This is a genomic window from Kushneria konosiri, assembly GCF_002155145.1.
GTDB classification, from domain to species: Bacteria; Pseudomonadota; Gammaproteobacteria; order Pseudomonadales; family Halomonadaceae; genus Kushneria; species Kushneria konosiri.
The window spans coordinates 941,923-961,998 of record NZ_CP021323.1 but is presented as its reverse complement, the minus strand read 5'-3'; the positions used below and the strand labels follow the sequence as shown (position 1 = coordinate 961,998).

Here is a 20,076-nt window from a genome sequence, read left to right as displayed (position 1 = left end):
GATCCCTTACCGCAAGGCTTCTTTCAGTCCGGCATGGCGACGTGCCCCTCCTGTGAGGCGACTCGTGCAAGCCATGCCTTGATGGCGGGGTAATCGGCAAGATCGATACCGCCTTCATGCGCCACATGGGTATAGGCATACAGAGCAATGTCGGCCAGCGTAAAACGATCGCCTGCCATGAAGGGTGTAGAAGCAAGCTGTTGTTCCATTACGGCAAGAGCCATATGCCCATCACGCTGTCGGGCTGCCAGATCATGGCGCCGCTCGGCAGGGGTGTTTAGATAGCGCACGATAAATCGTGCCGACGCCACGGAAGGTTCGTGGCTGTACTGCTCGAAAAACAACCATTGAAACATGCGTGCCCGCGCCAGCCGCCCCGTCGGGATCAGCGTGCTGCCGTCAGCGAGAAAACAGAGGATGGCATTGGACTCTGCCAGACAGGTGCCGTCCTCAAGCTCGAGCACGGGAATCCTGCCATTCGGGTTGCGCTGTAAAAAGGCCGGCGTTCGGGTATCCCCGTTCAGGACGGACATCTCTATCCATTCATAAGGCAGTGACAGATATTGCAGGACGAGCCTGACCTTGTAGCAATTGCCCGAGTGCTGATCGCCGTAAACGCGATACATGACGCCCCCTGCCAGTCGTGTTGGAAAAAACGATAAAAATGGATATCCGGTGAACCCTCACCCATGCCGGGTAAAGGGGGCACCACTCAGCCAGCCGGCTTCCGAGTCGCTCATGCCCTGTTGCTTCAGGCCGCTGCACACCGCCTGCTGCGTCGCCTCATCCTTGTGCTGCGCGGCCTTGTGCTTGCCGACCAGGCGCTCAATGCAAAGCTCGACGCCCACAATCGCGCGACACAGTCCCTCGATGTAATCCGCGGGCGCCTCACTGATGGACCAGGGCGTGGCCTGTTCGCGTTCAAACCGGTCAGTGAGCCTTGCGATGTGCGTTTGAAGCCAGTCAGGGTCCTCGATAAACCGGATCGTGCCGTGTGCCTGGACGCTCAGGTAGTGCCAGGTGGGCACGACCCGGCCATGCGCGCGTTTGGCGGGATACCAGCTCGGTGTAATGTAGCTGTCAGGCCCATGGAACAGCGCCATGGCATGGGTCGGCGGCGTTTTCCAGAGCGGATTGGCGCGGGCAATATGCCCTTCAAGCGTGCCCTGTTCCCCTCGATGAGGATTGAGCAGCAGCGGCAGCGGATTGGCCTCGAGGGCACCGCCTGCGACGGTGACGAGCGTGGCGAAAGGAGCGTGCGCCATCAGGGCATGCTGCGCCTCGAGGCTGTCCATTCGGAAGTGGCGGGGGAGATACATGGCCTACGCTCCCTGCCGCAGGGGTGCGGTCAGCGTTGATAGCGCGACGCCTTGATGGCCCATGTCATCAAAGTTATCCGGCATCAGCCACTGTCTGTGCGCATCCGCGAGCGACGGCCATTCGTGATCCAGCAATGAGTACCAGATGGTGTCGCGATTGCGCCCGCAGACCACGCGGTGCTGTCGAAACGTTCCTTCAGGGCGAAAGCCGAGCCGCTCGGCGGCACGTCGTGAGGGTCCATTGAGCGCATCACACTTCCATTCCACCCGGCGGTATCCGAGCTTGAAGGCGTGATCGATCAGAAGGTGCAGCGCTTCGGTGGCCATGCGGCAGCGTGCCATCCGTGTAGAGAAGCTCAAATGGCCCAGCTCGACGCTGCCATGTTCGCAGGCGATGTTAAGCCAGGCTGCCACGCCCAGCGCCTGATCACGGTCCCGGTCGATGAGCGCCAGAAACGTCGGGTCGCGGGAGGTGGCCTGATGGGACAGCCACTCAAGACAGCTGCTGCAATCATGAAAGGGGCGCCCGCCCAGATAGACCCAGCGCGAGGCGTCATCTGCCTGCCAGGCATTGAACAGCGCATCGCCGTGTGCCGCCACGTTCAGCGGTGCCACCCGACAGTAGCGTCCGATCAGCGTGTCGTTACCCGGCAGCGGCGGCGGTTGCCAGCCATCAATCAGAGGTCCCCGTGGGATCGCCTCGGATTCTCGAGAAATCGTCATGACCTGGACTCCGGCACGGAAAGCAGATAGGTGTCGAAGGCCTCGTTTTTCCCCCAGCCCAGCGATTCATAGAGCGCTTTCGCGGCATGGTTGTGGGGCTGGGTGCGCAGCATCAGCGAGGGCACGCCGTGTTCCAGGGCGAGATCTGCACCAGCCTGCATCAACGCTCGGCCGATACCGCGGCCGCGCGCCCCGGGGGCTACGAACAGATCATTGAGCAGCCAGCGCGGGGCAAGACTCACCGTTGAAAGTACCGGATAGAGCTGCACAAAGCCGTCCAGAACGCCTTTGGTTTCGTGGACCAGCAGATGCGAGTCGCCTCGCTCAAGGCGCTTTTGAAGAAAGGCGCGACAGGCTGCTTCATCACTGTCTTGTTGATAGAACACGCGATAGCCGTCCAGAAGCCCGGTCAGGGCATCAAGATCAGCCGGAGTGGCAGCTCGAAGGGTAGGCATGGTTTCTCCAGAGACAGATGACGTTCGATCATCGTGGTCGCATACTGGTTCTTCCATAAGAGCCAGTTTCAGGAAAATCAGGAGAACCGGTTGAGCCGGCGTGCACGTACTGTTTGGGTGATTGAGGCGCTGGCCATGCGGCTGGCAGCGCGCTGTGAGCAGGGGCTGAGCCAGCGGCTATATGTTGCCCTGCGTGGCTGGATCGAGTCCGGTGAGCTGGCTGCGGGCGAGGCACTGCCCTCGTCCCGACAGCTGTCGCACGAGCTATCCATCGCTCGCAACACGGCGCTGGCAGCGCTGGATCGACTGGCGGCGGAAGGGTTTGTCGTGACCCGCCCCGGTGCGGGGCTGTTCGTGGCACGGCTGGCGCTGGCCGGGGCGATTCATCAGGCACCCATCGCTTCGCAGGAGAGGCAGCTCTCCCGGCGCGGAGAGGATCTGCTGGCGGACAGCGCCCTGTCGGGCGGGCATCATCGCGCCTTCGCCCCCGGGGTTCCGGCGCTGGATCTCTTTCCGCGCGAGCAGTGGCAGCGGCTGCTGCGCCGTCACCAGCAGCGCGCCCCCGAGGCGTGGCTGGCCTACCAGAGCAGCGGCGGCATGACGGCGCTGAAGACCGCCCTGTGTGACTATCTTCGGCTGTCGCGCTCGGTGCGCTGTACGCCACAGCAGATTCTGATCACCCAGGGCGCGCAGCAGGGCTTTGAACTGATTGCGCGGATGCTGACCGACCCCGGTGACGACGCCTGGATCGAGGAGCCCGGCTACGTTGGCGCACAGGTGGCGCTGAAAGCGGCAGGGTTGTCGTTGACACCGGTGCCCGTGGATGCCGAGGGCATCAATATCGACCGGGCGCCGAAGGGCGCGCCTCCAAAGCTGATCTACGTGACGCCGTCGCATCAGTATCCACAAGGGGTAACGCTTGGCCTGTCGCGGCGGCTGGCGCTGCTGGAGGCGGCGCGTGCGCAGGGGGCCTGGATCATCGAGGATGACTACGACAGCGAGTTTCGCTACAGCTCGCCGCCGCTGGCCTCGCTTCAGGGGCTGGTGGATCAGGCGCCGGTCATCTATGTGGGCACCTTCAGCAAGGTGCTCTATCCGGGGCTGCGGCTCGGTTATCTGGTGCTGCCTGAAGCGCTGGTCGAACCCTTCCAGCGGGTCAATGCCCGGGTCAACCGGGAGGGGCAGTACGCGGTGCAGGCTGCACTCGCCGAATTCATCGAGCAGGGACATTTCTCCCGTCATGTGGCGCGCATGCGCCGGGCGTACCGATCCCGGCAGGCCGCGCTGCGCCACGCGCTGGTACCGGCTGTTGATCAGGGGCTGATGCTTTCCGAAGGGCATGCCGGCATGCATCTGCTGGCCGGGCTTGAGAATGTGGCTTGTGAGCAGGCACTGGTCGAGGCCGGTCGCGCTCGCGGCATTTTGCTCTCACCGCTGTCACGCTATTTTACGGGCCCGCCGACCCGGGCCGGGCTGGTGCTGGGCTATGCGGGCAGCCCGGAAATAGAGATTCAGCGAGCCGGTGGCTGGCTGTCGCAGGCCTGGATCGACAGCATCGGCCCGGCTAGCGGGTAACGGCGTCGGTACCCGCATTCTGTTCGAGCCAGCGGCGGCGGTCGCCGCGCGGTGAGTCCCCGAACAGGCGTCGGTATTCACGGCTGAACTGGGACGGGCTTTCATAGCCTACCTGCCCGGCAATGGCAGTGACCAGCGTGATCGTCGGGGCGAAGCGTCTTGAGCAGCTGGCCGAACGCGGATAACGGTGCCTCAGGGGGGGACCTTCGAAGGGCTGCCGAACGGATCGAAACCGGTCTATGCTGATAGTCATGAGCAACGCATGATTCGGGCCGTTGCTGGCCCGGACATGGCACAGTCTTCAATGCTCGGTTTTTCAGCATCAGGAGGGGCATCATGGCAGGCGGCTGGACACGAGATGGTGCGGTACAGGATCAGATTGATGACACCGTGGAAGAGGGCGTGGCACGGGCGCGCAGTCGTCTGGTGCATCACGGCGAAAGCCTTGAGTTCTGTGAGGCCTGCGAGGCTCCGATTCCCGAGCGCCGGCGCGAGCTGGTGCCGGGGGTACGGCTTTGTGTGAACTGTCAGGCCGAGGAGGATCGCCACACCAGCCGCAGCGCGGGCTTTAACCGACGCGGCAGCAAGGACAGTCAGTTGCGTTAAGCGTGTCTGCCTCGGTAGCCGGGCCGTCAGAGCCCGGTTTTTTTACGCCTTACGCTATTTGCTTATTTCGAGCATAAGTCAGCCGCGCTATGCTGGCCTCCCTTCATAACCCCGGGAGCAAGGCAGAGATGACCACGGCGCGCTGGATCGGAGTGGTATGGCTATTGGTGATTCCAGCCATTGTATTGCCCTTTACGTGGCTGTCACGGGTGCAGGCCTGGTATGGCAGCTTTCTGCTCTGGAGCGTACTGGGGCTAATGGTCATCGTGCTCAATGCGCTGGCCACGCGCCATTTCAATGACGCCGCACAGGCCGATGACCAGGGTGCCGGGCATGAGTGAGTTGCTGATCTGGAGTGCCGTGGCGCTTTATCTAGTGGTGTCACTGGTGGTGGCCTGGCGTTCGCGCCAGGGGCAGGGCACCGGCATGGCCGATTACTTTCTGGGCAACCGTCAGATGGGCGGGATGGTCTCGGCGCTGAGCTACAGTGCCACCACCTACAGTGCCTTCATGATGGTCGGGCTGGCCGGACTGACCTACGCCGGCGGTGTGGGCGCGCTGGGGTTCGAGATTTTGTATTTTGCCGGCGTATCGCTGGTGGCGATCTTCGGACCGCGCTTCTGGGCGGTGGGCCGCCACTTCGGTTTTGTGACGCCCGGGGAGATGCTTGGCCATCGCTATGAAAGCCGCGGCGTGGCGGTGGCGGTGACGCTGACCAGCTGTCTGTTTCTGATTCCGTATGCCTCGGTGCAGCTGGCCGGCGTGGGTTATCTGCTCTCCGGCATGAGTGGCGGGGCAGTGTCGTTTACCACCGGCGTGGTGGTGGCCACCCTGCTGGCGATTCTGTTTTCTCGCATTGCCGGGATGCGCTCGGTGGCCTGGACCGATTCGCTCCAGGCGCTGTTCATGATCGTGGCCTCAACAGCGGTGGCGCTGCTGGTGGTTCACGAGCTGGGCGGGTTTGCCATGCTCTTTGACCGGCTGGCACTGGAGCATCCGCAGTCGCTGGTGGTGCCGGGCAACGGCGTGTTCAATCTGGTCAATTTTCTGGGGCTGACCCTGCCGTGGTTCTTTTTCAGCCTCTCCAACCCGCAGGTCAGTCAGCGCCTTTTCATGCCAAAGGACCTGTCCGCCATGCGTCGCATGCTGCTGGGCTTTCTGGTGTTCGGTTTTATCTACACGCTGGTGTCGGTGCTGTGGGGATTTTCGGCGCTGGTCGCCTTTCCCTCGCTTGAGAGCGCCGATCTGGCCACGCCGACGCTGCTGGCCTCCGCCCATGTGCCACCGGTACTGGGGGGCATCGTGATGGTGGGCATTCTGGCGGCGGCGGTATCGACCATCGATTCGATCATGCTGACGCTGGCCTCGATGATTGCGCGAGATCTTCGATCGACGTCAAAAGACCAGGGCAGCGAACAGGCCCAGCTCAAACTGGGCAAGTGGGTGATGCCGGTCATTGCGCTGATTGCGCTCGGGTTTGCCGAGCTTCGCCTTGATCTGATCGCGGTGCTGTCGGTGGCGTCATCAAGTGGTCTGGTGGTGGCCGTGCCGGCCATTGTGGGGGCCTTTTTCTGGCGCCGCGGGACGGCTGCCGGCGCACTGGTCAGCATTATTGGCGCCGGGAGTCTGGTGCTGGCAAGCTTTGTCACCGGCTTCAAGCCGCTGGGCCTGCCGGCCGGGCTCTGGGGCCTGCCGGTGGCCACGCTTTTGTATCTCGGGGCCAGTCTGGTCACCCGGCCGCCTCGTGACAGCGCGCAGTTCATCAAGATTGCCAACCGCCAGCACAGCAGATCCCGATAATGAAAACGCCGCCCAATGGGCGGCGCTTTTTTAATCGGTGCAGGATGATCCGAGGCGGGCCATCAGGCAACCAGGCGCGTGCGGATCAGGCGCGTGACCAGCCAGGCGCGCAGCTGCGACAGTTCATCGGCGCAGAACTCGTTGCCCATGGCGTGGGCGTGATAGTCGACGCTGTAGCCCATGCGGGTGAAGGCGTCCGCGCGCTGACGTGCCGAGGCTTCGCCGACGATCGGGTCCTGACGACCGTGGTGCATGGTGATCAGCAGATGACGGTTGGCGTCATGGGTATTGGAAGGCATCGTGCCCAGCGCCGTGGAGAGCATCATCAAGCCGCCCAGACCCTTGCGATAGCCCAGTGCGGTTTGCGCGGCGATGTCGGCCCCCTGACCAAATCCGCCCAGAATGATGCGGCTGGCATCAATGCCGTCGGCCAGCGCACTCTCGATGCGCATCTCGACCTGACGCACGGCATCCACCATCTGCTGCTGAGCGTGGCCGCCGGCGTTTTCACCGGGTGCGGCGTCATACCAGGCGCTGGCACGTGCGCCCTGGCGACATTCGAGCTGGCGCATCGGCGCACCGGGCAGCACGAAACGCACGGCGCTGCTGGCCGGCAGGGCGAGGGCATGGAACAGCGGTTCAAAGTCATAACCGCTGCCACCCTGACCATGCAGGAAAATAACGCAGGCATCCGCCGGGCGGCCGTTGGCGGGTTCGATGATCGAGGACTGGGCAAAGGACATGTCGACACCTTGAGAGACTGTGGAAGCGATGTCCCAAGGATGACGTTGGCGCGGGCTCATATCCGTGCCGTAAAAGGCGATCAGCCCGATCGGCGCCTTGTTTAATCACGCTGGCATGGCGAGCATGATTTTTCTGGTGACAGGCATGAGTAGCCATCTCTGAACTTCTATTTCTTTCGGCTGATGCCCTTCATGAGCCCCTGATGAAAATCTCGATGATTTTGGTCACTTGATCAGTGGCTGGCCAATAATGACGGTCACGGTGATGCTTTTGCGAAGCTGTCGGCCAGCTTCAGGGGCTTCGACTCGCTGCGTCAAAAGGCGCCATCATCAATATGAATCAGCCTATTCAACAAATCTTCTGGTGCGGTGCGGGCTGAGTCACCAGAGTGAACGTTTATCCCTTTCGATCCGAGGGCAGAACATGAACAAGCTGTACGGTAATGCCGATGTGGCCCTAGCCGACATCATGACCGATGACATGACCCTGGCGGTCGGCGGCTTCGGGCTGTGCGGTATTCCCGAGGCCCTGATCATGGCGCTGCGGGAGACCGGCTGTCGCGGGCTGACCATTGCAAGCAACAATGCCGGGGTGGATGACTTCGGGCTCGGGCTTTTGCTGGCCACCCGACAGGTCAAGAAAATGATCTCTTCCTATGTCGGTGAAAACCGCGAGTTCGAGCGTCAGTATCTCTCCGGTGAGCTGGAGCTCGAGTTCTGCCCGCAGGGTACTCTGGCCGAGCGGTTGCGGGCCGGGGGCGCCGGTATTGCGGCCTTTTACACCCGCACGGGCTATGGCACAAAGGTGGCCGAGGGCAAGGAGGTCCGTGAATTCGAGGGCCAGCACTACGTCATGGAGCGGGGCCTGGTCGTGGATGTGGCCCTGATCAAGGCGCAGACCGCGGATCGCGCCGGCAATTTGCGCTTTGCCAAAACGGCCCGCAATTTCAATCCTCTGGCCGCGATGGCCGGCCGGGTCTGTGTGGCGGAAGTCGAGGAGATCGTCGAGACCGGTGAGATTGATCCGGATGATGTGCATCTGCCGGGCATTTTCGTTGATCGCATCGTGGTCAACCAGACGCCGGAAAAGCGGATCGAAAAACGCACCCTGAGAGAGGCAAGCTGACATGGCCTGGAGTCGCGAACAGATGGCGGCACGTGCCGCCGGTGAGCTGCAGGATGGCTTTTACGTCAACCTTGGCATCGGTCAGCCGACGCTGGTGGCCAACCATATTCCGCCGGGCATGGACGTGTGGTTGCAGTCCGAAAACGGCATGCTGGGCATCGGCCCGTTTCCCACCGAGGAAACCGTGGACCCGGACCTGATCAATGCCGGCAAGCAGACGGTAACCTCTCTGCCCGGCAGCAGTTTTTTCGATAACGCCGAGTCCTTTGCCATGATTCGCGGTGGCCATATCAATCTCGCCATTCTGGGGGCCATGCAGGTTTCGCAGAGGGGCGATCTGGCCAACTGGATGATTCCGGGGAAAATGGTCAAGGGCATGGGCGGCGCCATGGACCTGGTGGCCGGCGTGCAGCGTGTGGTGGTGTTGATGGGGCACACGGCCAAAGGCGAGCACAAGATCCTGCCTGAATGCACTTTGCCACTGACCGGGGTCGGCGTGGTCAATCGCATCATCAGTGACTTGGGGGTGATGGATATCACCGATGAGGGTCTGGCGCTGATTGAGCTGGCACCCGGCGTGACGCTGGACGAGATTCGCAAGGCCACCGGCTGTGAACTGATCGATCAACGGGAGAAACGCCATGCGTGAGGTCGTGATTGTGGGCACCGGACGCACTGCCATTGGTGCCTTTCAGGGCGCGCTGTCTACCGTGCCGGCTGCCAAGCTGGGCGCTGCGGTCATTCGTGGCGTACTGGGAAACGTTGATCCGGCCTCGGTGGATGAGGTCATCATGGGCCACGTACTGCGTGCCGGGGCCGGACAGAATACAGCGCGTCAGGCCGCCATCCATGCCGGCCTGCCCGAAGCGGTGCCGGCCATGACCATTGACCGGGTCTGTGGCTCAGGCCTCAGTGCCGTGACGATGGCAGCGCGTGCCATTCGCTGTGGTGATGCCGACATCGTGGTGGCCGGCGGCATGGAGAACATGAGTCTGGCACCGTATGTGCTGCCCAAAGCCCGCACGGGACTGCGCATGGGTCATGCCGAGCTGCTGGATAGCCTGTTGCATGACGGCCTGTGGGATGCCTTCAATGACTATCACATGGGGATCACCGCGGAGAATCTGGCCGAGCGTTATGGCATTACCCGTCAGGCGCAGGATGATCTTGCCGTTGAATCCCAGCGTCGTGCCTGTGCTGCCCGTGAGGCCGGGCGCTTCGAGGCTGAAATCATCCCGGTTGAGGTGTCGGGCCGGCGTGGAGAGACCACCACCGTTGATCAGGATGAGCAGCCGCGCGACAGCGTGACGGCCGAGTCGCTGTCGCGTCTGAAGCCGGCGTTTACCCGTGACGGTACGGTCACGGCCGGTAATGCCTCCACGCTCAACGATGGTGCCGCTGCCGTGCTGGTCATGTCACGCGAGCGTGCCGAGGCGCTGGGGCTGCCGATCATGGCCACCATCAGGGGCTACGGTGAGGCGGCCGTCGACCCGGCCTTTATGGGCATCGGACCGGTACCGGCCACGCAGCGCTGTCTTGAGCGCGCCCGGTGGTCGGTCGGTGATCTTGAGCTGATTGAGGCCAATGAGGCCTTTGCCGCTCAGGCACTGGCGGTACAGCAGCAGATGGGCTGGTCGTTGGAGCGGGTCAACGTCAATGGGGGTGCCATCGCGCTGGGACATCCCATCGGCGCGTCCGGGGCGAGAATTCTGGTCAGCCTGATCCATGAAATGGGCCGCCGCGAGGCCCGTCGTGGTCTGGCCACGCTCTGTGTGGGTGGCGGTCAGGGGGTGGCCATGGCCGTAGAGCGGCCCTGACGGCTCCAGCGAATGAAAGAGTGAATGAGAAAAGGGGCGGCATGGTACAGACCATGCCGCCCCTTTTCTCTTGTGCCTTGTTGGGTATCTGCCGGCTCAGGCGGCAACGGCGCCGATCAGCATGGCAAACAGCAGCAGGATGACGCTCAGCCCCCATGCCCATAGAAAGGAGAACCGGATATGGGCGCGCAGGTCGACACCGGCAAGGCCGATGGCCAGGTAGACACTGGGCACCACCGGACTGACGCTGAAACCGGTATTTTCCCCGATCAACATGGCGCGGGCGATCGCTTCTACCGACACGCCACCGGCCTGGGCCACATCCCGCACGATCGGCATCAGGGCGAAATAGTAGGCATCCGGTGAAAAGATCATCTGCAACGGGACACCCAGCACGCCCACGATAATGTGCAGGGAGCTCACCGCACCGCCGGGCAACAGATCCAGAAGTCGGTGGGCCATGCCATCAGACATGCCGGTGCCGGCCAGAATGCCCAGCAGCACGCCGGCGGCCAGCATCACCAGTGCCATGGACAGTGCGTCGCTGGCATGACGGGCAACGGCGTCGGCCTGATCCTTCAGGGACGGGAAGTTGAGTACCAGGGCGACGGCAAGGCCGATCATGAAGGTCAGGTAGAGCGGAAACAGCCCGGTAAACAGTGCCGTCAGCACCAGCAGGGTCAGGACCAGATTGCCCCAGTAGCGCCAGTGGCTGGTAGGCAGCCCGCCTTCACGGACAGACATTTGCGTCACGAAGGTTTCATCCACGGTGATGCCCTGATGATGAAGCTGATGCTGCGCCCGACGACCGAACATGAAGGCCAGCCCCAGCATCAATACCAGCCCGAACAGCTGCACCGGCAGCAGCGGCATCCAGAGCTCGGTGGCATCAATCCCCGAGACGGCCGCAGCTCGGGCGGTCGGCCCGCCCCAGGGCATCATGTTCATCACACCGGCACTCAGCCCGACCAGACACACCAGCACCAGCGGGCTGATGTTCAAACGCTGATAAAGTGGCAGCAGCGCGGGTATGGTCAGCAGAAAGGTGGCAGCGCCGATACCGTCAAGATGCGCCACGGCGGCAATCAAAACGGTTGCCATGGTGACCCGTACCGGCTGGCCGCGCGTGCCGCGCAACAGCACGGCCACCAGCGGGTCAAACAGGCCGCGCTCACGCATGATGCCGAAATAGAGAATGGCGAAAATGAACAGCGTGGCGGTGGGCGTCACTGACGTCAGTCCGGATTTGACGAACTCGCCGATCTGCGTTGCTGAAAATCCGGCCATCAGGCTGATGATGATCGGAATGGTGGCAAAGGCCACGATGGGACTGAGACGTCTGGCCAGAATCAGGGCGATGATGGATCCCATCATCACGAAGCCGAGCAGGGTTACCATGGCATTCTACCTCCGGGCATCGATGGCTTTTATTGTTGATGCGACGTGACAGCGGGGGCGGGCAGGTATAGCCCCAGCAGGTGATAGCTCAGGGTCTTGCCGTGACGATCCAGACCGGCACTCTGGTTGACCCCACCTTCGAGCACGTTTTCCAGCACGATGTTGAGACCACCAAGCGTTGGCAGTGCATGGCAGTGCACGGCAGAAGGGCGTCGGGCATGAAAATGGGCCGCGACACGTTCAGGCGTGAGCATGGCGACGAGCCAGTCGTAATGGCCAGGTTGAAAGATAAACACCGCAATATTGAGATGATTGCCCTTGTCACCGGCCCGGGCATGGGCGTAATCCGCCAGTAGCACCGAGGATAACGGGGCGGGGGCTGCGTTGAGCATGGCGAGACTCCTTAATACCAGGCAAGGAAGGTGGGAACAGCGTGACGGTCGATCAAAAAATCCTCGGTACGCAGTGATTCGACCAGATGGGTGCGAATACCGCCGCCGCCGGCCGGGCCGTTGGTATAGAGGGACTCGAAATCGTAAAGCAGCGCCTCAATGGCCCCGCGGTCGCGATCCACGACCCCCAGGCGAAGGCGAGCGTCATCGACACCATCCTCGATATCCGGGCGTTGGCTGATGACTGCGCCTCCGGCGTCGCCGAGCACACTGCAAAAGCCGACAATATCCAGCCGTGGTGCGAGATTCGGGGCCAGTTCGGCGGCGCGGGTCATCACGATCTCGCGCGCCAGTTGCGCTCGGGCCAGGGCGCGAGGGCCGGCATAGGAAATACCGGCTTCACCAAACCACAGGCCTTTAAGCCCCAGGTTGCCCTTGAGGGTGGCCGGGGCCGGCCGGCCCTGAATGCCGCGGACTTCTACCCGGTTGTCGCCGTGATCGATGACCTGTGCCCGGCTGATGTCCATCACGCCATCCGGCGTCAGATAGGCTGCCGGGTCATGGATCTCATAGAGCAGCTGCTCCTTGACGGTGCGGGCACTGACCATTCCCCCGGTGCCGGCGGTTTTGGTGACGATCAGCTGGCCCTCTGCCCCCAGCTCGATGATTGGGCAGCCCGGATGCGCTGGATCGGGAATGGGGTTGGTGATCGGGTCGGCAAAATAGCCTCCGGTGATCTGGGTGCAGCACTCCAGCAGATGCCCGGTCGCCAGTGCAATGGCGGTCAACCCGGGGTCATCGGCTGACCAGCCCAGACCGTGTCGAATGGCGCCAACGGCCATCGAGGGGTCGGCCACGCGGCCGCACAGCACAATATCGGCGCCTTCTTCCAGCGCCTGCTGAATCCGCTCGGCGCCAATGTAGACATTGCAAGAGACCACTTCATCGAGCACCACATCCTCCGGCAGCCAGTCCGGGGAGGGCGTGGTGCCCAGCTGCTCGAAAAGGTCATCGCCGAGCACGCAGGCAATGCGGGCGTTGTGAAAGCCCTGAGCGTCAAGCCAGGTGCGCAGGCGATAGGCGGCTGCCACCGGATGGGCCGCACCGCCGTTGGTGATGACGGGAATTCGGCTTTCCAGACAGATGGGAAGGATCGGTTCAAGGAAGTCAAATAGTCGCAGTGCGTAGCCTGAGCGCTCATCGTCATGGCGCCTTTGCTGACACTGGGCCAGCGTGCGTTCGGCAAGCAGTTCAAGCGCCAGATAGCGAGGGCCATGACGGGAGGCCAGGTCCCGGGCCAGTGCCAGCGCCGCCTGTGGCCGATCGCCGGCAAAGCCGGCGCCATAACCGATATGCAGTGTCGTTTGATCCGGGCGTGTGTCCGTCATGGCCTCATGTCCATTCATCAGGAGGCCTTTGACCATGGTGTAGTGCCGCTTACATGACCAGCTGCTTTATTTTATGAGCCTATCGGCAATGGTTATGGAGCGGCGCATGTTCGCACGGCGGCAATTGCAGGCCTTTGTCAGCGTGGCGGAGCTGGGCAGCTTCACCCGCGCTGCCGAATACGTTCACCTTTCCCAGCCGGCCCTGTCGTCGTCCATCAGAAAGCTCGAGACACTGCTGGGCATTGCCCTGTTTACGCGTGATACCCGAAGCGTGACGCTGACCTCGGGCGGCCGACACTTTCTGGCCCATGCCCAGCGGATTCTGGCCGATATGGATCAGGCACTGGCGGATGCCCGGGACATGGCACATCTGCGCCAGGGGCGCCTGCGCCTTGCGGTGCTGCCGTCGGTGGCGTCCTCCCTGTTGCCCGGGGTCATGGCACGTTTTTGTGAGCGCCATCCCCAGGTGGACATCAGCGTTCGCGATGGTCTGGCAGGAGACATACAGACATGGGTATGTGACGCGAGCGTGGATATCGGCCTGACATCCCGACCCGAGGCGGACAGCGCGCTGGATTTTCAGCCTCTCTGGCAGGATGAACTCATTGCCGTGGTTCCGGCCAGCAGAGGGGCTGGCCGGTCCTGGCAGGCCTGTTCGCACACGCTGCCCTACATTGCCCTGACCGCCCACACCAGCATTCGTCCACTGGCAGACCGGGCGCTCAAGCAGGCGGGCCTGTCACTGGTGCCGGGCTGGGAGCTGGCCCAGATGAGCAGCGCCATTGCCATGGTGCGAGAAGGGCTGGGCTATACCCTGCTGCCGGCGTCATGCATTGAGGTGTTCAATCTGGGGGATGAAGTCACCACGCATCGGGTCAAGGGTGTCTCGCGCGAACTCGGCTGCCTGTGGCGTCGCCCGGTTCAGCCAGGGCCTGTCATCGAAGCCTTCACCACGTTGCTTGAGGAGAGCATCGGCCGGGGGGCAGGCGCGCGCCATACGGTCATGCGCCTTGAAAACCCCGGTTAATCCTGATTCCCGAGTCGCTTGATCAGCCACTGGCGAATGGCCGGGACCTGATCGGCACTGATGGTGTGCGCCATCGGCCAGGTCCGGTATTCCACCTCGTAACCCATGTCGGTCAGACGTTCGGCAGCGCGTCGGCCAAGCGTTTCGTCCACGATCGGGTCCTGGCTGCCGTGATGGATCTCGATCGGTGTGTCGCGATTGGCTTCATCCGTTGTGATGCTGTCGGCGGTGGCAAAGTAGGTCGACATCGCCAGCACGCCCGCCAGCGGTTCGGGGTAGGTCAGGGCCGCTTCATAGGCGACCGCGCCGCCCTGAGAGAAACCGGCCAGCACGATGCGGCGGCTGTCGATGCCGCTGGCAATCTGCTCATCGATCAACTGATGAATGCGTTTTGCCGAGGCCTTGAGCTGGGGTTCATCAATCTCGCGATTGAGCGCCATGCTGGTGATGTCATACCAGGCCGGCATGGTCATGCCGTTGTTGACGGTCACCGGCAGCATGGGAGCCTGAGGCGAGACAAAGCGAATCGCCAGGTCGTCGGGCAGCGACAGCGCCGGAATCAGCGGGTCGAAATCGTGTGCGCTGGCGCCAAGGCCGTGCAGGATGATGACCACGGCAGTGGCCGGGGTATGCTCGGGTTCGACGACGACGGGGGGCTGTTCGGTCATGGGGTGTCCTGTACGGGGCTGATGAAGATCCCCGGATGGTGCGCGAGTGCGGCAGGGCTGTCCATGGGTACTGGTGGCATCCAGCGGGATCGACCAGGCTTGAGGGGTTGTCATGGACCCCTTGAACGGAAAACTGTCATGAAATCTCAAACCCTCTGGACCCTTGTGGGCACTGCCACGGCGGCGGCGACCGGCATCGCCATGCGTCAGGCCATGAAAAAGACCTTTCGACACGGCGTGTTTGACCCGCCCATCAATCCCGATCGCGATGACGTCGAGTGGCGTCAGGCGCTGTTGTGGGGCGCCGCCAGCGGCATGGCAGTGGGCGCTGCCCGCATCGTGGGCTGGAAAATGGCCTCTGCCGGCATGCGACGGACCCGGCGCTCACGCCGCGGTCAGCGGCTGCTGGCACGGATCGAGGATTGATCATCAGGGCGCGTGTCTAAAGTCGGTGTCCTGCAGGGCGCAGAGCGATTGCGCTGGCATAGATCACATGTGATGATACTTTATAACATCCCAGGTGCCGAGCGGTCGTTCGCTCGGCACCGTATCGTCATGGAATCACACTGTGTCTCGTCACCTTTCTTCCACGAATGATTCGCCAGGCGCCGAGCGCGTGCGCGATGACCAAACCATGAAGCGCTGTCAGCGCTCGGTGCTGGCCTCCTCGGTGGGCTGGCGGTTACTGCTGGCCATGGCAGGACTGGTCGGACTCTGGGCCATGGTGCACTGGGCGGTGGCCGTCCCATGAGCTGCCCTGACCTCAAGGGTGCGCCCCTTCATCTTGATAACCTGACGATTACCTATCAGCGCCACCCGGCGGTTCACCATGTGACCGGCAGTTTCGAGGCCGGGAGCCTGACGGCCATCATCGGTCCCAATGGGGCCGGCAAGTCGACCCTGATCAAGGCGCTGACCGGCACCATGGCGCCATCCGAAGGCCGCATTGACCGGGCCGGGATGTCGGCCAGCCGCTATGGCTACCTGCCCCAGGCTGCTGAAGTCGATCGCAGCTTCCCGCTAAGCGTGTTCGATACCGTCGCCATGGGAGACTGGCACCGTCTTGGCATCTTTGGTGGCATGAAACGCCGCGATGTGGCCCGGGCGCTCGACGCGCTTGATAAGGTCGGTCTGGCCGGCTTCGAGCAGCGGCGCATCAGTGAACTCTCTTCGGGTCAGTTCCAGCGCGTACTGTTTGCCCGTCTGCTGCTGCAGGACGCACCGGTCATCCTGCTGGATGAGCCGTTCAATGCCATTGATGAGCGCACCACCCGCGATCTGTTGGCTCTGATCCGCCACTGGCACGAGCATGGCCGTACCGTGATTGCCGTATTGCACGACATGTCCCAGGTGCGTCAGTGCTTTCCACAAACGCTGTTGATGGCGCGTGAGGCCATTGCCTGGGGTCCCACCGAAGAGGTGCTGCAGCCGCACCACCTGAAGCGGGCCAACATGATGGAAGAGTCGTGGCTTGAAGATGCCCATACCTGTGAACTGCATGAGGAGCAGGCATGAGTATTGTGACGATGGCCTATGACGCTACGCTTGCCCCCTTTGTCGAGTTTGGTTTCATGCGCCGGGCACTGGTGGCCTGCATGGCGCTGGGACTGGGGTCCGGCCCGGTCGGCGTGCTGTTGATGCTCAGACGCATGAGTCTGGTGGGCGATGCCATGAGCCACGCCGTGCTGCCGGGCGCTGCCGTCGGCTTTCTGATCGCCGGCCTGTCGCTGCCGGCAATGGGGCTGGGTGGTCTGGTGGTGGGGCTGGCGGTGGCGCTGCTGTCAGGGCTGGTCAGCCGTACGACCGCAGTGCGCGAGGACGCCAGCTTTGCCAGCTTCTATCTCACCTCACTGGCCGCGGGCGTGTTGATTGTGTCGCTCAAGGGCTCAAGCGTGGATCTGTTGCACGTGCTCTTTGGCACCATTCTTGCCATCGACCAGAACGCGCTTTATCTGATTGCCGGCATCTCGTCATTGACGCTGGTGCTGCTGGCGCTGATCTACCGACCGCTGGTGATGGAGTGCTTTGACCCCGGGTTTTTACGCGCGGTTGGTGGGCGCGGCCATCTCTATCATGTGCTCTTTTTATTGCTGGTGGTGCTCAACCTGGTGGCGGGCTTTCAGTCCCTTGGCACACTCATGGCGGTGGGTTTGATGATGCTGCCGGCAGTGGCCGCGCGTTTCTGGGCGGTGAGCCTGCCGGGCATGATGTTCAGTGCCATGCTGGTGGCGTTTCTGGCCGGCATTATCGGGCTCAACATCTCCTTTCATACCGGCGTGGCGTCAGGGCCGACCATCGTGCTCTCGGCGAGCGGGATTTATCTGCTGTCGTTTCTGTTCGGGCGGCTGGGCATCGTGCGCCAGCGCCTGTCTCGACCGCATCTGGCCGGCTAGGCCATGCGTTTTGAATCAGGGTTTACTGTCAAACGGGGAGCATGCATGAAGATCAGAGTCTGGTGGGCGGGAGCAGCCATGCTGGCACTGTCACCGCTGTCGGCGGCGGTGGCCCAGGCCGCGGACGTCAAGGCGGTGGCGACCTTTACCGTGCTGGCCGATGTGGTCAGTGAAGTGGGCGGCGACCGGGTCGAGGTGTCGAGTCTAATCGGGCCCAACGGTGACCCGCATGCCTATGAACCAACACCCAATGACGTGCGCCGGGTGCGTGACGCCGATGTGGTGTTCATGAGCGGACTGGGCCTTGAAGGCTGGATGAATCGTCTGATCGCGACCTCCGGCTACAAGGGTCAGCCGGTGGTGGTCTCCGACAACATTCATGCCCGCGAGATGGGAGAGGATAGCCACGACAAGGGGCATGATGGTGAAGGTCATGACCATGGCCACGATGACCATGATGACGATGGCGGCCATCACCATCACGACGGGGTTGATCCGCACGTCTGGAACAGCCCGGTCAATGTCGAGGTATGGGTCGATAATATCGTCGCGGCGCTGTCGAAAGCCGATCCGGCCGGCGCCGATGAATATCGGGCCAACGGGGACGCCTACAAGCAGGAACTCGCGTCGCTGGATGAGTACGCTAAAACGCAGATCGAGGCCATTCCCGAAAGCCAGCGCAGGATTTTGACCTCTCATGACGCCTTTGGCTATTTCGGCGACCGCTACGGGGTGACCTTTCTGGCCCCACTGGGAGTCACGACCGACAGCGAGGCCTCAGCGCAGGATGTTGCCCGTCTCATCACCCAGATGAAAAAAGAGCACATCGGCAGCTACTTCTTCGAAAACTCCAGCGATCCGCGGCTGGTCGAGCAGATCGCCAATGCAGTGGGCGCCAGACCCGGCGGAGAGCTCTACGTAGGTGCGCTTTCCGAATCCGATGGCCCGGCTGCGACCTATATCGACATGTTCCGCTTTAACGTCGATCAAATGGTGAAAGCCATGAAGCAAAACGACTGATGTGAGACGCCACTGACGGCTTGCCAGGAGCCCGGCCTCTTCAATGAGTGCCGGGCTCTTGCGTCAGGGATGTTCTACCCTTTTTCTCCGGACGGATCATTTCATCAACGCGCGGCGTCTGCCGCTGGAGTCACCATGTTTCCGACCTTTACGCTTCGCTATTCGAAGCTTCCCGCCCATTTTTTCGAGCCCTTTACGCCGGTGGTCGTCGAACAGCCTGCATTGATCGCCTTCAATCAGACGCTGGCCGAGACGCTGGGTTTTGACCTGTCCGCCTTTGACGAGCAACAGGCAACCGACTGGTTCTCCGGCAATGAGCTGCCGCCGGGGGCAGAACCCGTGGCCCAGGCCTATGCCGGCCACCAGTTTGGCGGCTTTTCGCCGCGACTGGGTGATGGCCGTGCGGTGCTGCTGGGGGAAGTGACCGATCGTGACGGTCGCCTGCGCGACATTCAGCTCAAGGGCGCCGGGCGCACACCGTTCTCGCGCGGTGGGGACGGGCGTGCGCCGCTTGGGCCGGTGCTGCGCGAGTATCTGGTCAGCGAGGCGATGTATGCCATGGGCATTCCGACCACTCGGGCACTGGCGGCGGTGACCACCGGGGAACGGGTCATGCGGCGCATGCCGGAGCCGGGCGCGGTACTCACGCGCGTGGCCTCAAGCCATATCCGGGTCGGCACCTTTCAATACTTTGGCTCGCGGCACGACGCCGAGGCCGTCAAAACGCTGGCCGATCACGTGATCGAGCGCCACTATCCGGAGCTTGCAGGGGCCGGCGAGCAGGATCGCTATCTGAACCTTTTGAAGGCGATTCAGCAGCGCCAGGCCGAGCTGGTCGCACGCTGGATGGGGGTGGGCTTCATCCATGGCGTGATGAACACCGACAACACCTCGATCTCGGGCGAGACCATCGACTTCGGCCCCTGCGCCTTCATGGAACGCTTTGACCCGAAAACCGTGTTCAGCTCGATCGACACCAACGGGCGCTATGCCTACGTCAATCAGCCGGTGATCCTGCAGTGGAACATGGCGCGTCTGGCCGAGGCGATGCTGCCGCTGTTTGACAGTGATGAGCAGCAAGCCATCGAGCGCGCCACCGAAGTGGTGCAGGGCTTCTCCGAGCAATATCTGGAGGCCTGGCTTGGGGTGATGCGACAAAAGCTGGGACTTTTACAGGAAGAGGACAGTGATCAGGAGTTGATCGAGGCGCTGCAGGAAGCCATGCGCGTTGGACGCGCCGACTTCACCCTGACCTTTCGCCAGCTCGGCGAGTGTGCCCGCGGTGAGCAAGGGGATGACGCCCTGCTGGCGCTGTTTGAGCAGGACGCCGACATTCGCGCATGGCTGCCGCAATGGCGCAAGCGTCTGGCGCGCGAGGACCGCAACGGTGAGGAAACTGCCCGGCGCATGCAGGCGGTCAACCCGCTCTACATTCCACGTAACCACCAGGTCGAGCAGGCGCTGAGCGCAGCCGTCGAGGGCGATTTTGCACCGTTTGAGACGCTGCGCGAGATTCTCGCCCATCCGTTTGACGAGCAGCCCGGGCGGGAGGCCTGGACATTGCCGGCCGCGCCCGATGAAGCCGTGTTTCGCACCTTCTGCGGCACCTGATGCCGAGGGCCTGCG

Annotated in this window: 24 protein-coding genes; 14 read left to right on the top strand and 10 right to left on the bottom strand. The window is 62.7% G+C overall.

The features are described 5' to 3' along the window. Positions 1-23: 23 nt before the first annotated feature. From B9G99_RS04550 to B9G99_RS04535, 4 genes are read right to left on the bottom strand one after another with little or no spacing between them, the layout of a single operon-like run. On the bottom strand, positions 24-626 hold the full coding sequence (locus tag B9G99_RS04550) for a glutathione S-transferase family protein (protein ID WP_086620935.1): 603 nt from the start codon (positions 624-626) through the stop codon (positions 24-26). 57 nt (positions 627-683) lie between these two features. Beyond that, the gene (locus tag B9G99_RS04545; RefSeq protein WP_086620934.1) at positions 684-1,319 is read right to left on the bottom strand and encodes an FMN-binding negative transcriptional regulator; all 636 of its coding nucleotides are present in this window, start codon (positions 1,317-1,319) and stop codon (positions 684-686) included. A 3-nt stretch (positions 1,320-1,322) separates the two neighbouring features. Next, the gene (locus tag B9G99_RS04540; RefSeq protein ID WP_086620933.1) at positions 1,323-2,042 is read right to left on the bottom strand and encodes a GNAT family N-acetyltransferase; all 720 of its coding nucleotides are present in this window, start codon (positions 2,040-2,042) and stop codon (positions 1,323-1,325) included. Beyond that, entirely contained in the window at positions 2,039-2,497 is a 459-nt protein-coding gene (locus B9G99_RS04535; RefSeq protein WP_086620932.1) for a GNAT family N-acetyltransferase, read from the bottom strand. Before B9G99_RS04535 ends, B9G99_RS04540 begins: the two co-directional genes overlap by 4 nt. Before the next feature lie 135 nt (positions 2,498-2,632). On the opposite strand from B9G99_RS04535, the gene pdxR reads away from it, so the two are divergent. After that, entirely contained in the window at positions 2,633-4,072 is a 1,440-nt protein-coding gene (gene pdxR, locus B9G99_RS04530; protein WP_086623285.1) for a MocR-like pyridoxine biosynthesis transcription factor PdxR, read from the top strand. On the opposite strand, the gene B9G99_RS17190 is transcribed toward pdxR, so the two are convergent. Further along, complete coding sequence (locus B9G99_RS17190; protein ID WP_086620931.1) at positions 4,062-4,325, bottom strand: helix-turn-helix domain-containing protein; 264 nt, start codon at positions 4,323-4,325, stop codon at positions 4,062-4,064. The two genes, pdxR and B9G99_RS17190, sit on opposite strands and share 11 nt — an antisense overlap. An 83-nt stretch (positions 4,326-4,408) precedes the next feature. Between B9G99_RS17190 and B9G99_RS04520 the strand changes: the two genes are divergently transcribed. The 3 genes from B9G99_RS04520 (at position 4,409) to B9G99_RS04510 (ending at position 6,478) form a co-directional block, all read left to right on the top strand. Next, the gene (locus tag B9G99_RS04520) at positions 4,409-4,678 is read left to right on the top strand and encodes a DksA/TraR family C4-type zinc finger protein (RefSeq protein ID WP_086620930.1); all 270 of its coding nucleotides are present in this window, start codon (positions 4,409-4,411) and stop codon (positions 4,676-4,678) included. A gap of 128 nt (positions 4,679-4,806) precedes the next feature. Beyond that, positions 4,807-5,019, top strand: a complete 213-nt coding sequence (locus tag B9G99_RS04515; RefSeq protein WP_086620929.1) for a hypothetical protein — start codon at positions 4,807-4,809, stop codon at positions 5,017-5,019. Then, positions 5,012-6,478, top strand: coding sequence for a sodium:solute symporter family protein (locus B9G99_RS04510; RefSeq protein ID WP_086620928.1), 1,467 nt, complete (start codon positions 5,012-5,014; stop codon positions 6,476-6,478). The genes B9G99_RS04515 and B9G99_RS04510 overlap by 8 nt, the downstream gene beginning before the upstream one ends. Positions 6,479-6,540: 62 nt before the next feature. Here B9G99_RS04510 and B9G99_RS04505 read toward each other — a convergent pair whose 3' ends face one another. Beyond that, on the bottom strand, positions 6,541-7,221 hold the full coding sequence (locus tag B9G99_RS04505) for an alpha/beta hydrolase (RefSeq protein WP_158521439.1): 681 nt from the start codon (positions 7,219-7,221) through the stop codon (positions 6,541-6,543). A 424-nt stretch (positions 7,222-7,645) separates the two neighbouring features. Here B9G99_RS04505 and B9G99_RS04500 point away from each other — a divergent pair, with 424 nt between their 5' ends. The 3 genes from B9G99_RS04500 to B9G99_RS04490 are packed head-to-tail and all read left to right on the top strand — an operon-like array spanning position 7,646 to position 10,164. Further along, a complete protein-coding gene (locus B9G99_RS04500) occupies positions 7,646-8,347 on the top strand; it encodes a CoA transferase subunit A (RefSeq protein WP_086620926.1) in 702 nt (233 codons plus the stop codon). Between the two features lies 1 nt (position 8,348). After that, positions 8,349-8,996, top strand: a complete 648-nt coding sequence (locus tag B9G99_RS04495) for a CoA transferase subunit B (RefSeq protein WP_086620925.1) — start codon at positions 8,349-8,351, stop codon at positions 8,994-8,996. Then, entirely contained in the window at positions 8,989-10,164 is a 1,176-nt protein-coding gene (locus B9G99_RS04490; protein ID WP_086620924.1) for an acetyl-CoA C-acetyltransferase, read from the top strand. Before B9G99_RS04495 ends, B9G99_RS04490 begins: the two co-directional genes overlap by 8 nt. Before the next feature lie 96 nt (positions 10,165-10,260). On the opposite strand, the gene B9G99_RS04485 is transcribed toward B9G99_RS04490, so the two are convergent. From B9G99_RS04485 to B9G99_RS04475, 3 genes are read right to left on the bottom strand one after another with little or no spacing between them, the layout of a single operon-like run. After that, positions 10,261-11,562: a CitMHS family transporter gene (locus tag B9G99_RS04485; RefSeq protein ID WP_086620923.1), complete on the bottom strand. Its 1,302-nt coding sequence runs from the start codon at positions 11,560-11,562 to the stop codon at positions 10,261-10,263. Between the two features lie 29 nt (positions 11,563-11,591). Beyond that, positions 11,592-11,954, bottom strand: coding sequence for an AtuA-related protein (locus tag B9G99_RS04480; protein WP_086620922.1), 363 nt, complete (start codon positions 11,952-11,954; stop codon positions 11,592-11,594). A gap of 11 nt (positions 11,955-11,965) precedes the next feature. Beyond that, positions 11,966-13,342, bottom strand: coding sequence for an acyclic terpene utilization AtuA family protein (locus tag B9G99_RS04475; protein ID WP_086623284.1), 1,377 nt, complete (start codon positions 13,340-13,342; stop codon positions 11,966-11,968). Between the two features lie 106 nt (positions 13,343-13,448). Between B9G99_RS04475 and B9G99_RS04470 the strand changes: the two genes are divergently transcribed. Then, complete coding sequence (locus B9G99_RS04470; protein ID WP_227875926.1) at positions 13,449-14,369, top strand: LysR family transcriptional regulator; 921 nt, start codon at positions 13,449-13,451, stop codon at positions 14,367-14,369. On the opposite strand, the gene B9G99_RS04465 is transcribed toward B9G99_RS04470, so the two are convergent. Beyond that, the gene (locus B9G99_RS04465) at positions 14,366-15,037 is read right to left on the bottom strand and encodes an alpha/beta hydrolase (RefSeq protein ID WP_086620920.1); all 672 of its coding nucleotides are present in this window, start codon (positions 15,035-15,037) and stop codon (positions 14,366-14,368) included. The two genes, B9G99_RS04470 and B9G99_RS04465, sit on opposite strands and share 4 nt — an antisense overlap. Before the next feature lie 138 nt (positions 15,038-15,175). On the opposite strand from B9G99_RS04465, the gene B9G99_RS16825 reads away from it, so the two are divergent. The 6 genes from B9G99_RS16825 to B9G99_RS04435 all read left to right on the top strand — a co-directional run bounded on the left by B9G99_RS16825 (position 15,176) and on the right by B9G99_RS04435 (position 20,061). Beyond that, positions 15,176-15,463 (top strand): DUF4235 domain-containing protein, encoded by a 288-nt coding sequence (locus tag B9G99_RS16825; RefSeq protein ID WP_086620919.1) that lies wholly within the window; start codon positions 15,176-15,178, stop codon positions 15,461-15,463. Between the two features lie 190 nt (positions 15,464-15,653). Then, positions 15,654-15,788, top strand: a complete 135-nt coding sequence (locus tag B9G99_RS17155; protein WP_257789367.1) for a hypothetical protein — start codon at positions 15,654-15,656, stop codon at positions 15,786-15,788. Then, positions 15,785-16,552 (top strand): metal ABC transporter ATP-binding protein, encoded by a 768-nt coding sequence (locus tag B9G99_RS04450; RefSeq protein ID WP_086620917.1) that lies wholly within the window; start codon positions 15,785-15,787, stop codon positions 16,550-16,552. The genes B9G99_RS17155 and B9G99_RS04450 overlap by 4 nt, the downstream gene beginning before the upstream one ends. Then, complete coding sequence (locus tag B9G99_RS04445) at positions 16,549-17,430, top strand: metal ABC transporter permease (RefSeq protein ID WP_227875925.1); 882 nt, start codon at positions 16,549-16,551, stop codon at positions 17,428-17,430. The genes B9G99_RS04450 and B9G99_RS04445 overlap by 4 nt, the downstream gene beginning before the upstream one ends. A 45-nt stretch (positions 17,431-17,475) precedes the next feature. Beyond that, positions 17,476-18,450, top strand: a complete 975-nt coding sequence (locus tag B9G99_RS04440) for a metal ABC transporter solute-binding protein, Zn/Mn family (protein ID WP_086620916.1) — start codon at positions 17,476-17,478, stop codon at positions 18,448-18,450. A gap of 135 nt (positions 18,451-18,585) precedes the next feature. Beyond that, positions 18,586-20,061 carry a protein adenylyltransferase SelO gene (locus tag B9G99_RS04435; RefSeq protein ID WP_086620915.1) on the top strand — a complete coding sequence of 492 codons (1,476 nt, stop codon included), beginning with the start codon at positions 18,586-18,588 and terminating at the stop codon, positions 20,059-20,061. The last annotated feature ends 15 nt before the right edge of the window (positions 20,062-20,076 follow it).

What these genes read in the sequence shown, in the direction of transcription:
- B9G99_RS04485 (WP_086620923.1), bottom strand. Translation starts at nt 11,562, where the DNA reads ATGGTAACCCTGCTCGGCTTCGTGATGATGGGATCCATCATCGCCCTG.
- B9G99_RS04480 (WP_086620922.1), bottom strand. Translation starts at nt 11,954, where the DNA reads ATGCTCAACGCAGCCCCCGCCCCGTTATCCTCGGTGCTACTGGCGGAT.
- B9G99_RS04495 (WP_086620925.1), top strand. Translation starts at nt 8,349, where the DNA reads ATGGCCTGGAGTCGCGAACAGATGGCGGCACGTGCCGCCGGTGAGCTG.
- B9G99_RS04445 (WP_227875925.1), top strand. Translation starts at nt 16,549, where the DNA reads ATGAGTATTGTGACGATGGCCTATGACGCTACGCTTGCCCCCTTTGTC.
- B9G99_RS04450 (WP_086620917.1), top strand. Translation starts at nt 15,785, where the DNA reads ATGAGCTGCCCTGACCTCAAGGGTGCGCCCCTTCATCTTGATAACCTG.
- B9G99_RS04465 (WP_086620920.1), bottom strand. Translation starts at nt 15,037, where the DNA reads ATGACCGAACAGCCCCCCGTCGTCGTCGAACCCGAGCATACCCCGGCC.
- B9G99_RS04515 (WP_086620929.1), top strand. Translation starts at nt 4,807, where the DNA reads ATGACCACGGCGCGCTGGATCGGAGTGGTATGGCTATTGGTGATTCCA.
- B9G99_RS17190 (WP_086620931.1), bottom strand. Translation starts at nt 4,325, where the DNA reads ATGACTATCAGCATAGACCGGTTTCGATCCGTTCGGCAGCCCTTCGAA.
- B9G99_RS04510 (WP_086620928.1), top strand. Translation starts at nt 5,012, where the DNA reads ATGAGTGAGTTGCTGATCTGGAGTGCCGTGGCGCTTTATCTAGTGGTG.
- B9G99_RS04550 (WP_086620935.1), bottom strand. Translation starts at nt 626, where the DNA reads ATGTATCGCGTTTACGGCGATCAGCACTCGGGCAATTGCTACAAGGTC.
- B9G99_RS04535 (WP_086620932.1), bottom strand. Translation starts at nt 2,497, where the DNA reads ATGCCTACCCTTCGAGCTGCCACTCCGGCTGATCTTGATGCCCTGACC.
- B9G99_RS04490 (WP_086620924.1), top strand. Translation starts at nt 8,989, where the DNA reads ATGCGTGAGGTCGTGATTGTGGGCACCGGACGCACTGCCATTGGTGCC.
- B9G99_RS04470 (WP_227875926.1), top strand. Translation starts at nt 13,449, where the DNA reads ATGTTCGCACGGCGGCAATTGCAGGCCTTTGTCAGCGTGGCGGAGCTG.
- B9G99_RS04540 (WP_086620933.1), bottom strand. Translation starts at nt 2,042, where the DNA reads ATGACGATTTCTCGAGAATCCGAGGCGATCCCACGGGGACCTCTGATT.
- B9G99_RS04500 (WP_086620926.1), top strand. Translation starts at nt 7,646, where the DNA reads ATGAACAAGCTGTACGGTAATGCCGATGTGGCCCTAGCCGACATCATG.
- B9G99_RS16825 (WP_086620919.1), top strand. Translation starts at nt 15,176, where the DNA reads ATGAAATCTCAAACCCTCTGGACCCTTGTGGGCACTGCCACGGCGGCG.
- B9G99_RS04545 (WP_086620934.1), bottom strand. Translation starts at nt 1,319, where the DNA reads ATGTATCTCCCCCGCCACTTCCGAATGGACAGCCTCGAGGCGCAGCAT.
- B9G99_RS04475 (WP_086623284.1), bottom strand. Translation starts at nt 13,342, where the DNA reads ATGACGGACACACGCCCGGATCAAACGACACTGCATATCGGTTATGGC.
- B9G99_RS04435 (WP_086620915.1), top strand. Translation starts at nt 18,586, where the DNA reads ATGTTTCCGACCTTTACGCTTCGCTATTCGAAGCTTCCCGCCCATTTT.
- B9G99_RS04505 (WP_158521439.1), bottom strand. Translation starts at nt 7,221, where the DNA reads ATGTCCTTTGCCCAGTCCTCGATCATCGAACCCGCCAACGGCCGCCCG.
- B9G99_RS04440 (WP_086620916.1), top strand. Translation starts at nt 17,476, where the DNA reads ATGAAGATCAGAGTCTGGTGGGCGGGAGCAGCCATGCTGGCACTGTCA.
- pdxR (WP_086623285.1), top strand. Translation starts at nt 2,633, where the DNA reads ATGCGGCTGGCAGCGCGCTGTGAGCAGGGGCTGAGCCAGCGGCTATAT.
- B9G99_RS04520 (WP_086620930.1), top strand. Translation starts at nt 4,409, where the DNA reads ATGGCAGGCGGCTGGACACGAGATGGTGCGGTACAGGATCAGATTGAT.